The following is a 15286-nucleotide window of genomic DNA, read 5'->3' as shown; positions in this document are numbered from 1 at the left end:
AATTGTCCTATAGCAATCCTTACAGGAGTCGTAAATTTTTTACCCCACCCCAGCCCTCCCCGAACCCGCGGTTCGGGAGTAAGAAATTCACAAATGATTTAAGATTGCTATATATAAATTATCGTTCATTCGCTCTTACCACCTGCCGGACACGGCAGTGCAATTTCCCTACAGGCGATAGCTGATAATTGATATCTAGCACTACTTTTCAGAATTGGTATAACTACTGCTGACCAATGACCAATGATGAATGACTAATGACTGCTGACTAAAGCTGTTTCGTCATGATTTCTTTCAGCAAATCCAGCCCCTTCTTAACTCGCCGAGAAACAGTCACCGCACTGATACCCAACCGTTCAGCCGTTTCTTTCTGCGTCAAATCGTAGAGAAACACAAACTCCAATATCTGGCGAGTACGTTGTTCCAACATAGCCAAAGCTTGCTGTACGCGAATTTGATCCTCTTGCGCCAACTGAAAACTCCGATACTTGCTATCGGGAACCAATTCTCCCAGACAAGTCGCCCCCTCATCTTCATCTTGCATCGGCGCGTCCAAACTCAGAGGCGATCGGTTGAGATGGGCCAACTTAATTTCTTGCCATTCTTGCACAGAAACCTCAAGCACTGCTGCTACTTCAGCATCCGTAGGTTTGCGGTTTAACTGTACCTGCAAATCCTTGATTGCTGCGACTGATTTGCGTTCCAGGGACTGCCAGTGGCGGGGAAATCGCACAGAAGGGCTTTTGTCCCGCAAGTAGTGTTGAATTTCACCCCGTATGTAGGGAATTGCAAAGGAACTAAAAGCGTGTCCCTTGGCGATATCAAACCGCTCGATCGCCCTGATCAACCCAATACACCCGACTTGCAGCAAATCGTCGTAGCTTTCACCGCACTGGTTTATCCAGTGATAAACTTCTTTTCTCACCAGCCCGATATTCAGTTTAACTAACTGATTGCGGGTTTCATTCGATCCCGAAAGTTGATACTCGCGCAACAATTGCAAATTTTCGCTTTTTAGCTCGTTCGGCACTGTGGTAGACATGGTGGCATAAGGGTGGGTAGAGCAGAGGACTGAGCTTGCTTTAGATCTAGTTTCCAATCTAGTCTAAAAAAATTCACTTTTAGGTAGTGTAATCCTAGCACTTAATAGGTGTGATAGCGGACACACCTGTTTAAATTTCGGAAGGTGCAGGGATTTAGCTGGATTATCCGAAAGTTTTTCGACAGAAGGCAGAACTTGATCCGGCAGAAGACCTTCGGCACAAGCCAGAATTTAACCGGAATTTTTAAAAAGTCAATGACAATTTTAAGGCTGTTTTAATACAATACTTTAATTAATTAAAAATGCCAAATAAATAACTTGGTATTCATGCCAATGAAATCATAAATTTAGTCATTAGTCAACAGTCCTAAGTTATGTTGCTCAAGACTGTTGGCTAATGAAGGGTGAGCAGTAGCTCTAGGGCAAAAAACTGCTCAAGTTCGATCGATCCTGAAAGCCAATTTTATGACACAGAAGGCTCAATGCGAGCATAAAACAAACCCCGAATTTTCACGTCTAGAGCGGGCCTAGCTCCCAAATCAGTATCAGAAGGCTGCGTACTCTCAAAAATCCCGCCAATTTCGCCAGTGGCGCTGTTAACTTTAGCAACTTGGAGAGAAATTTTGCCCGCCTTGGCGCGAGTGTCAGCCACCTTAACATTAGCCCGCACGCGTTTGGAATTGTCACTAGCCGGAAGCGCCACAGCATTGTCGTAGCCAGTCGCTACCCCGCGAGCTTTAGGGTCTAAAAAGCCTGCGCTGCGGTAAGAAGGAACGTTAAACTCCCCTCGCAAATCGGTGGAAGTATTGATAGCAACCACTCCCGGTTCGGAACTGGCCACTAGCTGTTTAATGGTAAACAAGAAAGGTACTTGCTCTCCGCCCGGTAACTGAATCGTAATAGCTTGAAAATCCAAGCCGTCTTCTTCTGTGAAAGTCAGAGTACCGTCAGTACCGACCTTGAGCGTACCTTGAACTTGGTCAATGCTCGACGTGAACCGTGTCAGCAATTTACCAGGCACAAATTCCGCTTCTTGGCGTTTGTTTGCTGGTTCTTCCTTCACAAAATAAGTTGTAGGCTGCAAACACAAACCAGTCAGTTTATAGGTGGCGCCCGCTTCGATCGGGATCGATCCCCGAGAAGTTTCTGCCAAGCTAGGGCAGTTATTAGCCAAGCCAGTACCTCTAATCTGGTCGTAGGTGAGCAACTCGGTAGTCGCCACCGTCGTGTCAGGAGCAGAAGAACAAGCAACCAGCGCACTCATGCAAAATGCTAAAAGTGCAACAATTAAAGCACGATATTTCATTGCAAACCTCAATATCCAACATCGGATTATATTAAGAAAAAGCCCTACTTCGAGCAAAATATAATTGCCCGCCGGCAGGCTAGGCCAGCGCTTCGGGCAGCATTTAGATCCTGATCCCTCGCTTCACCGACACCGGCATTGACTCAAACAATCAAGCTAGTGCGGCGTGAAAATAAGCAAGAACTTATGATTTCTCAATCATGTTCCGATCGCAGCCCAATACACATGGTACGACGGGTGGTGCTCTTTTCCTGACTTGGACTGCAAATTAATATTGCTTAAGTCAACCTACTTAAGTTACTTTGCTTATGACCCCGAATGGCGATCGCGACTAGCTCGATTAGTCGGTTGACCAAAAGGCTGGGGACAAAGGCCTTGTAGATTTCAAAGGAAGCAGCGGTATGGACAACGGCAAAGATTTAGAGTCAGAAAAGTTGCAGTCTCAAATGCAATCAGTGACAGAGGCGATTCGGACTTTAGCCGAAAATTGTCAGGGAGACAGCCTGCTGCTTTTGGCCCTGCTGCGGACACTGGAAGCTTCGCACCGGGAAATTCGCGACGGTTTGTTTCAAGCGTCTTTTCCCGACAACCGCCAAGCACTTTACAAACTGCTCAGGAATATTGAAGCCAATGGCGGCTGGCCTTACATCCACCGCATGAAACTTCGATCGCTCTTGGGGTATACCCAACAATTATCTCCTCTAGAAGATTCTCCAGCCGAGTCGCCAGAAGACTCGGCCGAAACTCCCCAGGATGTTAAATAGTTTTGAGTGATGAGTTTAGTGAGTTTTACATTAACTCATCACTCATCAGCGAGCTGCGCGATCGCACCTAGAACCAAGGTGTAGGAACAGGTGTAGGAAAAGGTATCGGGTTCGGCACCGCCGTCGGGAACGGCATCAGGCCCGGCATTGGCAGTCCGGGAGTCGGCGTCGGGGGGATCGAACTAATTGATAGCAGAGGCGAATCAGGCACGCTAACTGTCGGCGGAGTTGGAATCCTCGAAGCAGTCGGAGTCGGGGTCGGTGCTGCTGTCGGCGTCGGGGTCGGTGCTGCTGTCGGCGTCGGAGTCGGTGCTGCAGTCGGAGTCGGGGTCGGTGCTGCTGTCGGCGTCGGAGTCGGAGTCGGCGTCGGAGTCGGAGTTGGAGTCGGCGTCGGAGTCGGCGTCGGAGTCGGAGTTGGAGTTGGCGTCGGAGTCGGCGTCGGAGTCGGAGTTGGAGTTGGAGTTGGAGTTGGAGTTGGAGTCGGCGTCTCAGTCGGAGTTGGAGTTGGAGTTGGAGTCGGCGTCTCAGTCGGAGTTGGAGTTAGAGTTGGATCTGTAGTGGTGGTGGTAACTGTAGTTGTAGTTGTAGTTGTAATGGTGGTTGGTCTGGGGTTAACTGTCCCAGTCACAGCGATAAAATCATTCGCCTCGATCAGCGCGGCCGGAGTGTCTGTCAAAATTGCTAAAAGCTTGCCATCGAGCGTCGTAATTACTGTATCCCTGACATTGGCACCGTTACCTTGGCGAACTTGCAGTTGAGCGAAAGATAAATTGCTCGGCAGTCCAAAGAAATCCTCCGTGTCATTGTAATCAGTAATTAAAGCCAAACTGCCAGGCCCGGCTCCCAATCCAAAGACATCGCTGCCGCTGCCGCCAATCAGAGTATCCGAACCCTCACCTCCGATCAGAGAATCATTACCCTCTGCCCCAAATAAATTGTCATTGCCGAAACCTCCCAAAATGGTATCGTCGCCGATACCTCCAGCCAAGGAGTCATCGCCAAAACCGCCGTCTATACCATCATTACCTTTGCCGCCAAACAGGAAGTCATTACCTTCATCTCCCAGTACCGAGTCGTCGCCTTCATCGCCGCGAAGGGTATCGGAACCGCTGCCGCCAAAAGCTGTATCGTCAGCCTTCCCACCGAATATCTGGTCATTACCAGCATCTCCGAAGAGCGAATCGTTGTCGGCATTGCCGTACAAAGTGTCGTCGCCGTCGCTGGCGGTCAAATAATCGTTGCCCTCAGCGCCCAACATTTGATCCCTACCACTGCCACCGTTGAGAGAATCGTTCCCAAAATTCCCGTAGAGAAAGTCATCATCAGCATTCCCGAACACGGAATCGTCGCCGTCATTCCCTGTGAGGGTGTCGTTGCCAGTACCGCCGGCAATCACATCAGAGCCTCCGTTGCCAAAAACTAAGTCGTCCCCAGCGTCTCCCACCACGCTGTCTATCCCGTCGTTGCCTTCGAGGATGTCGTTGCCCAAACCGCCGCGAATCGAGTCGTCGCCGTTCCCGCCGGAAGCAAAATCGCGCCCTTGGTTGCCAATGAGTTCGTCATTTCCTTCACCGCCAAGCAACGAATCTGCTCCGTCCGCTCCAAGAAGCTGGTCGTTGCCGCCGTCGCCCTCTAGGGTGTCATCTCCTCCCGCACCCAGGGGCGTGTCATCGCCATCTAAGGCGCGAATTCGATCGCCCAGCGGAGTTCCTAGAATAAAGTCGTTGCTGTCTGTGCCGATCAGGTTTGCCATACGGGATACACCGGTCCTCAATAAAATAAATTGTTTGAAATTATGTTAATCGCCTTCGTGACAAGGGATTGCTGCTTGCCTAGGTTAGCATAATTGAGATTTTGGCAATCTGCCGAAGGGGCGCTGGAAGTTTTGCTCGTGTCTGCAGTTGCGATCGGTGCTGGTATAATGCTCGATCGGCAATCTAATTTCGTTATTATGGATTTTTTTAAATAGAAATTAGTCTATCGGACTCAAGGAAGTCAATCGATTTGAGATTTGAGATTTGAGATTTGAGATTAAAGAATTGAAGCATTGACTTGCGCGAGATAAATTCGGAGGCTGGTTTTTCGATACAGATTTTTTATTTCTTCGTCCTGAGTCTGCGAGAATGAATCCGGGGGCTTGTATCCTGGATGCTCTCGGTTAAACTCGACAAAGGAAATAAGCAAGAAGGAAAAAGGAATAACCTTTGTCATTCTTCCTCATCAAACTTTTACTTCAGATACCACTTGAAAAAAATGCAACTGTAGGTCCGTGTTCCAAATCATTAAATCATCTTCCCTTCCCTGTTCTTCAAGCTAAAATCTAAAATCTAAAATAATTAAAAATATCTTCTATTTATATTCGGTAATAGGTAACACTATCTCAAATTCACTTCCTTCCCCCAATGTAGAATTAACGTGAATTGCACCGCCATGTTTTTCGACAACGATCGACTTAGCGATCGCCAATCCCAATCCCGTTCCTTTCCCGACTGCTTTGGTTGTAAATAAGTGGTCAAATATCTTTTCTTTGACCGATTCATTCATGCCACTACCATTATCGGCAATGGCAATTTTTACTAACTGATTTTCCACCGATGTTTTAATGATAATTTGATTGGGATGAGCCTTGATTTCTGTTATACTTCGCCCGGCCTTGGATTCGTCCAAAGCATCGATTGCATTAGCTATAATATTCATAAATACTTGATTTATTTGTCCCGGGAAACACTCGACCATCGGTAAATCTCCATAGTTGGCAATCACTTCAATGGCAGGACGTTTGTGATTAGCTTTGAGGCGATGTTTGAGAATTAAAAGCGTACTATCAATGCCTTCATGAATGTTGAAAGGAACTTTATAATCTCGATCGGCACGCGAGAAAGTGCAGAGGCTGGTACTGATATTTTTCAGCCTTTCACAGGCCATAGACATGGAATCCATTATCTTAGGTAAGTCTTCCAAGGTATATTCCAGATCGATTTCTTCGGCATGGTCGATAATTGGCTCGCTCTGGTTGGGGAAAGTTTCTTGATAGAGTTGCAAGTGTTCGAGCAACTCGGCAATCGTAGGTTTAGTTTCTTGGAGACTGGCAGCAATAAAGCCAAGGGGGTTATTCATTTCATGCGCCACACCAGCTACTAAATTACCTAAAGCCGACATTTTCTCACTTTGGACGATTTGTAATTGGGCGTTTTGCAAGTTGTGTAATGCTTGTTCTAATTCCACTGATTTTTGCTCGAAGGCAAGTTCTGCAATTTTGCGATCGCTAATATCCATCATCACGCCATCCCAGACGATCGAGCCGTCGGCTTGCCGTTCCGGTCGTGATGCCGCCTGCACCCATTTCACAGTGCCGGAGGTCGTAATAATGCGCCATTCCTGCTCAAAAGGCGTGAGAGTCTCTGCAGAATGGATGAACGCCTCAGTCAGATCTCGGCGATCGTCTGGATGCTCCAGCATCCGAAAATTTGTGATGCCTGCCAAGAAATCTTGGGGTGACACTTCATATAGAGCGGCGCAGCCTGGACTAACGTAGGGAATTGAAACAGAACCATCAGGAGCCAGGCCAATCTGGTAAATTATGCCAGGAAGATTATCCACTAGCTTTTGAAAGCGGGCTTTGCTGGCACGCAGTTCTACTAGCATTTGTTGGGCTTGTTCGTAAAGTCGGGCATTTTCTAGGGAAATTGCGGCTTGAGCGCAAAGTAGATTCAGGAGTTCGACGCGATCGCTCGTAAATGCTCCTATTGCTAAACTATTTTCCAAATATAAAATGCCCATCAACTTGCCTTGATGCAAAATCGGACTGCACAAGATACTCTTCGGCTGCTGGCGCATGATATAAGGATCGTTGGCTAAAGTAGGATCTGCTGTCGCATTCACCAGCACAACAGCCTGATTATTGTGCTTAACTTTGTAAATTAGCTTTAGGGGAATTTCCTGACTCTCCTCAATAGGAATCCTCTGCAACACAACTGGGTTTCTTCCCTTGGTAATTGAGCCTTTAATTAGCAAGCGCTCGTCTCGTAGCAGTGTTAATACGCATTTATCTGCCCCCGCATTTTCGATGACAATGGAAAGCAACGATGAAAGCAGTTTGGACAGTTCGATTTCGCTGGAGATAGCTTGGGAAGCTTTGAGAATGGTAGCTAAATCTAAAGCCACAGAGGCACTGCTGCTAGAAGTAGCCGAACTGGTGGATGTAACAGTCCCCAAGGCGAAGATAGTTTCGTTAGTGGAAAGAGTACAACGAGTTTGCTGTAATACGGGAGCAAGTAATTGGGGATAGCGTTTGTCTAAATCAGCGACTTTGGCTTTTGCACCCCAACGAGCATAGCCATAGTAAGCTTCAATCGCGTATTCTTGAGCGATGCGCTGTTTATTCCATTGTAAGTAAAACTTTGCTGCTAGTTCGTTGGCGAGGGCTTCTTCGTTGATGAATTGATGTTCTCTAGCAAGATTTATGGCTCGGTCATAACACTCACTGGCTGCGACTTTTTCACCCAAAACTCGATGGCGTTCGGCTTCAACTAAATACCATTTATGCAAGTGGTTCATCGTGGCATAGTGCGCCCACTGGTGCAGAATCGTTTGATGGGTGGCAGCAACAGCAAGCAGTTCGGCTTGCTCCGGTTCTGGTTGGGTAGGGAAGAGTGCTAGATAAGTTAGCGCGGCATAAAAATGGAAAATAGGAACAAAAATCGATCCCGATACTGCCATTAAACACGGCTTCGCTTGGGCGATATAGTTGCGTGCATCTGCATAATTACCAAAGTAGTAAGCAAGCAGCAGTTTGTAGATGTAAGCTTGCGCCATCGCTGTTAAATCATTATCCTGCTGGTGCTTAGTTAGCATCAACGTTTCATTATAGGAATTGCCGATCAAGCAATATGGTTGACTGACTAATTCAATCAAGTTTTCTGCTGCTTGTTTGCCTAAATTTACATATACTCGAGCAGATTCTTGTTTCACCTGAGCCAATGCCACACTATAATCAGCCATGTCTTGAATAAAACTATTCAGTTCTTCACCGCTAAAAAACCTGCCATTACTGTGACCACCGAGAGCAAAACCAGCGTGTAAAAAATCTCCAGTTTCTATGCCAGCATAGTAAGCTGCTTTCAGAGTCGGGATTGTGGCATCCAAGCGCTCTTGGTAATGTTGAATAAAGCAACCAAATAGAGACATAACACCGGATTTAATTTTTTTTATATTAAGTTTTTCCAGTAAATTTAGAGCCAATTTACCAAAAGCATAGCCTGCGGAAGGATCTTCCAAGAAAGCACACAATACCATGCCGTGAATACCGTACCCAGTTGTTGATGCCACGGTATTGCCCGATCGAAGAGATAAATTCACCATCATCGAACTCAGTAATGGCAATAAACCGGGCATTCCTTGGATAATGGGTGAAAACAACATTGCCATCAATTCCATTGCGGCTCGATCTGTAGGATCGGTCATTAATGGCAGATTTATCAAGTCTTCAATTTTTCTACCTTCGAGTTGGGTAGCAAGGCTTTGTAGCATTATGCTAGTCTTAGCTGGATCGGGTTCTGTAGGCAGTTCAAGCCCCAATTGCTCTAATGCTTTTCTGCCAATAGCGATCGCCTCCAACACATTACTTTGTACAACTTGCGCTGCAATTTGAATTTCGTAAATTTTGATTTTGTCTAAAATCGTTTGAGCCGAGCGCAACATAATTGTTGCTATCTGTTCCATGCCCTCAAAGTCACTATTCAAATAACTAGCTTCAGCCGCAGCAATATGGAGGTTTAAAGCTAATTCATACTGACTTTGCCAACAGTTTATTTGTAGTAGATCGATGCCTGTTTGGAAATATGTTTTTGCTGCCGCGTATGCTATAGAATTTCTCGCCTTACCTCCAGCTTTTAAATTTAGTTCAGCTAACATTTCTTGTTGTCTCGGTTCAGTAATTAACTTAATTCCTTTATTCAAATGCTCGACAATATCAAACAGTTTTTCCTCTTGTTCTATTTGTGATAATTTTTTGCGAAGTAATTGTCCGATTTTGAGATGAGTTGCTTGTTTTTGAGAATCGGGAATCAGCGAATAAGCTGCTTGCTGTACTCGGTCATGTAAAAATTTATATCGTGCGAATTGTTTAGTGGTATTTCCCTTCTCTAACGTTAATTTATCGCCATCATTTTCTTGATAAAATTTATAAACATCACTAATCGGTAAAATTAATCCTTCTTGTAAAGTTTTCCACAACTCAGCAGCAGTTTCTATCTCGGACTGTTCCGAAACAATTGCCAAAATCGCTAGATCGAACTGATTACCAACACAAGCGGCTAATTTTAATACATTTTGAGTCGATCGCGGCAATTTTTGTAATTGCAATGCTATAAAGGATACAACATCATCTGCAAGCACCTGCTGGTTAACTTGGGTAAGATCGCATTGCCAGCAGCCTGATTCAAAATTGAAGTGAATGAGATTGTCTTGATGTAATGCTTTAAGAAACTGAGTAACAAATAAGGGATTTCCTTTGGTTCTTTGATAAATCAGTTGAGAAATATTACCTGCCCACTTTTTTGAGCATTTCAGGGTGTCAGCAACTAAGTGATTCACTGTGACTTGACTCAATGGTACTAAAGTAATCGTATTAATCGTTGCTTGTTTTTTTTGTATCTCGCCCAAAGTCAACATCAATGGATGTCCGGGGTTGACTTCATTATCGCGGTATGCACCAATTAATAACAGATATCCCGTATCAGCCATGAGGAGCTGCATTAAGTTCAGCGATGCCAAATCTGCCCATTGCAAATCATCTAAAAACATCACTAAGGGATGTGAGGCATTGGTAAAGACTTGGATAAATTTTTGAAACAATAAATTAAATCTATTTTGTGCTGGTGTTCCCGATAATTCTGGAGCTGGTGGTTGTTGACCGATAATTATTTCTAGTTCGGGGATGACTTCAATAACAACTTGTCCGCTGTCACCGAGGGCTTCTAAAATCTTAGTTTTCCATTGTTTGATTTGGGCATCGCTTTCACTCACCAATTGCCCCATTAAATCCCGAAAGGCTTGCACGAAGGCACTTAAAGGAATGTTACGCTGAAATTGATCGTATTTGCCTTTGATAAAATAACCGCGTTGGCGCACGATCGGTTTATGCACTTCGTTAACTACTGCTGTTTTACCAATCCCAGAAAAGCCAGCTACCAGCATCATTTCTGTTGCGCCTTGACTAACTCGCTCAAATGCTTGCAGCAGTATTGATACTTCAGCTTCTCGTCCGTAAAGTTTTTCGGGAATGAGGAAGCGATCGCTCACATCTCTTCGCCCAATTTCAAAACTCTGAATTTCCCCAGTTTCTTTAAGCCCATCTAAACATTTTTCTAGATCGGTTTTCAGTCCTAAAGCACTTTGATAGCGGTCTTCCGCATTTTTTGCCATCAATTTGCTGACAATCTCTGAAAGTACAGATGGAATTTGTGGGTTAATTTCGTGTACTAAGGGTGCTGCTTCGGCGATATGGCAATGTACTAACTCCATCGGGTCATTGGATTGAAATGGCAACTCTCCTGTCAGTAATTCGTAGAAGGTGACACCAAGTGAATAAAAATCAGTACGGTAGTCAATTCCCCGGTTCATTCTGCCGGTTTGTTCGGGAGAAATGTAAGCAAGTGTCCCTTCTAAAACATTAGGATTAAGCAGGGTTTGGGTTTCTCGTGGCAATAAAGATGCAATACTAAAGTCGATTAATTTGATTTGTTTGGTTTCCGGGTTAATTAAAATGTTGCTGGGTTTGAGGTCTTTGTGAATGATGCGTTCTCGGTAGAGAATATTTAAGGTGTGGCATAGTGCGATCGCCATTTGCAAAAACTCGCTTAAATTGAGTAGAGTTTCCCCTTGTTGAGTCCATTCTTTGAGAGAAATTCCTCCGAAGTCTTCCATTACCAGCGCATAGCTGTTTTGGTAGGCTTCTAAGCTGTATGTTTGGATGATTCCGGGCAAGTTGAGGTTTTTGGCGATCGTATATTGATTCCGAAATTGCACGAGTTCGCTAAAGGTGGGATACTCGCTATGCAAGACTTTGATCGCGACGGGCAGTTTGTCATGAATACGGAAAGCTCGATAAACCTGGGTGCGAGTTCCTGAGTAAATGCGCTCGATCGTTTGATAACCTCTCAATGTAAAATTTTTAGTTTTCATATTTTTATTATTGGCCTCATGGGCGGGCTGTTTGTAGCTTAACAGAAGAAAAGATAGTTTCCAGATCCTGTGATATTTAAGTATAATGAATATGATATAAATCGCTGATAAGTGTGATTTAGATCACGCAAAATTACATTTTTTTAAATAAATAATCCACTTTTATTTAAAAATGAAATAGCCTCATCCATATTGGAATAGTGAATAATAAACTAACGCAGCCGATGCCGATCGCAGTTACAGCTAATTCGCGATCGAGATTAAAAGCTTCTGCCAACAATGTAGTACCAAAAGCAGGAGGCATTGCCATTTGCAGCACTAGCACAAGTCGGGGCGCGCCCGTGATTCCAAAAAATGTTAATCCCGTGCCAATTACCAAGGGAATAAACAACATTTTAATCCCCAGACAAGCCAAAACTTGTTTGAGGTTGTGCAAGGAATTCAACTTGCTCAACTGCATCCCGATCGTAATTAAAGATAAAGTAATTACAGTCCAAGCGCCTGTTGTTAACAATTCTGCGATTTGTGCCGACAGCGGCAAGCTGCGCGAGACAAACCCTATACCAAAAGCCCACAGTGCCGGATTCAGAAAAATTGCCCGCAGAGGACTTAACCAACTCTGACGCCGATCGCTTGTACCGCAGTGAGAAGCAATAGCAACTCCCAGTATATTAATTGCCATGGTAGTGCCTAGCAAGTCGTAAAACAACGCCCAGGCAAAGTGTTCCGACCCTAATAAGGACAAGGTGACGGGAATGCCTAAGAAACCCGTATTACCCACCATCGTTGCCAATAAGAAGCTGCCTTGAGCGGGCAAACTCCAAGCAGTATTGTGTTCCGGGGTATTTTGGGCGATCGGATTAAGAGTCTTGAAACGTTCCTCGCCGACAACAAAATTTATCAAAATCCAAGCGAGTCCTCCACCTGCTAGAATTGCCGCCCAAGCTATTAGCGGCGCAATCAAAATAGCACCCGACAAATTGGCGCGGCGGATAAAAGCAACAATGCTCAATGGCGTGCCAAAGAAGAAAAGAAACTTGGCTAAATATGTAGAATAGTTTCTTGGTAGCAGGCGGCCGAGAATAAATCCGAACGCCACCCATCCGATCAGATTTAGATAAAGTTTGAGCAGCGGATTTTCTAAATAAAGCATGATTTAGTAAATATTTACTAAATATTTACGCAGATCCACTACTTTTGCCAAAAAAGCCCACTTTTACCCTACCGCCGCAGTTTTCCGTGGCCCTGCAACACTAAATATTAATGCTTATTCAGCCTCGCAGATAATTTTCTCGACAGGCCTTGACATCCACAGAAGCGCGTGTAATCATAAAGTTGAGGAATAAATCAACATAGGTCAAAACTATGGCACGGCAAGCAAAACAATCATCTCAGGTCAAAAGTTCCAGCAGCCAAGCAGCCTCCAATACTCGCACCAAGTTTACCCTCTACAATTTTGCCGGAAACGCCAAGGCATTCTATCTAGTCGATCGCATTAATTTAGAAAGAAAGCCCGGTGATATCCCAGAAAAATCCGTCGCTCACAGCATCATCATCATCGACCGTTCCGGCTCAATGTATTATGACTTAGAACCGCTGAAAGAAACCCTAATCAAGCTTTTGACCTTAGACGAATACAACAATTACCAGCTAATTGTCAGCCTGATTTCCTATGCTGACAAGGGGGACGTAATTTGTCACTTCCAGCGAATTCCCATTCAAGAAGTGCTGAAGTTTGACTCTCAATACATCAAAGAAATTCAAAAAATCCACACGGCTGGCTGTACCTGCATATCGCAGTCGATGCAACTCGCTAAATCTCTGGTTAAAGCGGGAGAAATGACAGCGATCAATTTGCACACAGACGGCTATGCAAATGACCCAAGTGCCAATTCGGAAGCTGCAAAACTAGGGGAAATTTGCGAAGAACTAAAAGACATGGATGTGTTTGCTAACACGATATCCTATGCCTCTGCTGACTTCAAACTTCTCTCCAAAATCGCCAACACATTATCGGGAAATTGCATCCGCGCTGGCGAATTCAAAATGGTTTACGATGCTCTTTACGACAGCACAAAACTGTTAGGCAGTTCCGTTGCACCTCCGCTGGAAGAACCGTTAATTAAGGAGTACGATTATCAAGTTTTTGTTTCCAAAAGCGGCAAGAAAATCAACGGTTCATCGAGTACGCTGAAAATTTGCGGGCTGAAAGCAGACGATCGCGGACTTTTTTACAAATATCAGAAAGTCGCCAAAGATGAGTATGACAAATTAGATGTTCCCGTTGCTCAAACTGATGAGTCGGTGTTTGCTTTTGCGAAAGCTAACCTCGCTGACGGCAATTTAAATACGGCTAAGTATGCGCTGGCGAGTACCTTCGACGCTACTTTGACGGAAAAACACGCGAAAGCTTTGACAAATGCCCAAATAGCCGAGTTTACGGAAGATTTGGAACAGGCTGTTTTTGCGCCTGATGTGTTGAAAAATCAGGAAATTGGCGATCGGGTAAAAGTCAGCGAGAAAATTTCCCTGCTGGAGTTAATCAAGATATTGGAGGAAAACAGCAACAGCATCATCATCAATTTGAAACACTTGCAAGAAAATTATCAGCGAAAAGGTTTGAAGCGAATTGAAGGAAAGCGAGACGAAAACGGCAACCTTGTCAAGCCTTGGCTGAAAACTGAATTTTTAGATGGTGGCGAATACGTGCAAATGGGTTCATTTGCCATCAATCAAAATACCGCTACCATCAATATGCTGATTACCCGAAAAGCTAAGCTGGTAAAAGTTGAGGATGGAACTTTAATCGCAGAAGTGGCGGGAATTCTAGTTACAGACCTCAATACTTTCAACAATTATACCATTGTCAGCGACGGCGAAGTTAATATTAAGTCGCTGCGAACCAAAATCAGCAGCAAACCAGTATTTGATTTGCTCAAAAAATGCGGTGTCCTTGAAAAAGACGGTTCGCCCGTGCAAGAATTTGACTTCCGTTCCGAGTATGATATAAAGTTAGAGACTTTGCCGCTAGTCCCTTTTGACGGGCGTTACGGCAGCCTTGACGGAGTGTTTGAGGAACTCGCAGAAATTAAAATTCTCTCTAGCATTCTCTCGGCTCATTTGAAGGAAGAATCCGAGGCTTACACTGCGGAACAATTGGAAGAGTTGAAACAACATTATCTGTCAAAAAGCCTTTACATCAATTTTCCGACGACGACGGAATACACAGATTTAAAAAGTGCGATCGCCAACGGTTCAGTAGATTCGCGAGTCAGCTACAAAATCGACATCGGCAGCAAAAACATCCTCAACTTCGGCAAGTTGCACTCTGCCAACAAATTTCTCGATCGCCTTTATGAAGTTTACCACAAAAACACGGGCGAAAAGCTAGCAAAACCGACATTTGACATCACCTTAGATGAGCCTGTTGTCTTCGCACACAAAACGCTGTCATCCCGAACAAAAATCACCAAAGTTGACGACTTGATGAAACTGATTTTCGATGAGTTTCTGGGGTTGGAGAATAACGGCACTGTCACCGCTATTTTATCAAAAGTTGGTGCAGATAGTTTGCTGCGCCTTTTGCAAGCGAAATGGCAGGGAGAAGATGTCAAGCGAGACGAATTTGTCGCTGCTTTAGCTAATGCGAATGAGCGACTGGAAGCTTATGCGGAAAAAGTGTACGGGGAAAAAGTTTCACCGCTGGTTTTCTATATCGGTTCTACCGGACTTATCCCGGATGAAATGGAGGCAAAAGCGGCGAGTGCTGAGGAAATTAATTCTAAATACGGCAACTTGCAATTTTCTAAAGATGAGCAAGAGGGGATGTTTTTTGAAGTCGGCGACTGCATTATTAGCGTGTATGCTAAGAATGAGTATTTCACGGTAGGGAAGTAAGAATTAGGGTGGGCTTTTGCCCACCTTGGTTACATATTTTTATTTAAAGTGCGATCGAGTCCAAGCCGGAGAGTTTGCTGAGAGTTGACTGCT

7 protein-coding genes are annotated in these 15286 nt (G+C 44.7%); 2 read left to right on the top strand and 5 right to left on the bottom strand.

The features are described from left to right. Positions 1-268: 268 nt before the first annotated feature. Complete coding sequence (locus tag QUA33_RS11200) at positions 269-1042, bottom strand: RNA polymerase sigma factor SigF (protein WP_333148660.1); 774 nt, start codon at positions 1040-1042, stop codon at positions 269-271. A 463-nt stretch (positions 1043-1505) separates the two neighbouring features. Then, a complete protein-coding gene (locus QUA33_RS11195; RefSeq protein WP_333148659.1) occupies positions 1506-2348 on the bottom strand; it encodes a photosystem II manganese-stabilizing polypeptide in 843 nt (280 codons plus the stop codon). Between the two features lie 401 nt (positions 2349-2749). On the opposite strand from QUA33_RS11195, the gene QUA33_RS11190 reads away from it, so the two are divergent. Then, positions 2750-3112 carry a hypothetical protein gene (locus QUA33_RS11190; RefSeq protein WP_333148658.1) on the top strand — a complete coding sequence of 121 codons (363 nt, stop codon included), beginning with the start codon at positions 2750-2752 and terminating at the stop codon, positions 3110-3112. Between the two features lie 67 nt (positions 3113-3179). Here the strand turns inward: QUA33_RS11190 and QUA33_RS11185 are convergent, their stop codons facing one another. The 3 genes from QUA33_RS11185 to QUA33_RS11175 all read right to left on the bottom strand — a co-directional run bounded on the left by QUA33_RS11185 (position 3180) and on the right by QUA33_RS11175 (position 12449). Beyond that, on the bottom strand, positions 3180-4865 hold the full coding sequence (locus tag QUA33_RS11185; protein ID WP_333148657.1) for a calcium-binding protein: 1686 nt from the start codon (positions 4863-4865) through the stop codon (positions 3180-3182). A gap of 596 nt (positions 4866-5461) precedes the next feature. Beyond that, complete coding sequence (locus QUA33_RS11180; protein WP_333148656.1) at positions 5462-11296, bottom strand: AAA family ATPase; 5835 nt, start codon at positions 11294-11296, stop codon at positions 5462-5464. Between the two features lie 166 nt (positions 11297-11462). Then, entirely contained in the window at positions 11463-12449 is a 987-nt protein-coding gene (locus QUA33_RS11175; protein WP_333148655.1) for an AEC family transporter, read from the bottom strand. Positions 12450-12661: 212 nt separating this feature from the next. Between QUA33_RS11175 and QUA33_RS11170 the strand changes: the two genes are divergently transcribed. Then, positions 12662-15193 carry a VWA domain-containing protein gene (locus tag QUA33_RS11170; protein WP_333148654.1) on the top strand — a complete coding sequence of 844 codons (2532 nt, stop codon included), beginning with the start codon at positions 12662-12664 and terminating at the stop codon, positions 15191-15193. The last annotated feature ends 93 nt before the right edge of the window (positions 15194-15286 follow it).

This window comes from Microcoleus sp. Pol14D4, assembly GCF_036701245.1.
Classification (GTDB): domain Bacteria; phylum Cyanobacteriota; class Cyanobacteriia; order Cyanobacteriales; family Microcoleaceae; genus Microcoleus.
The sequence above is the reverse complement of the archived record's forward strand: the minus strand, read 5'-3'. Positions and strand labels throughout refer to the sequence as shown.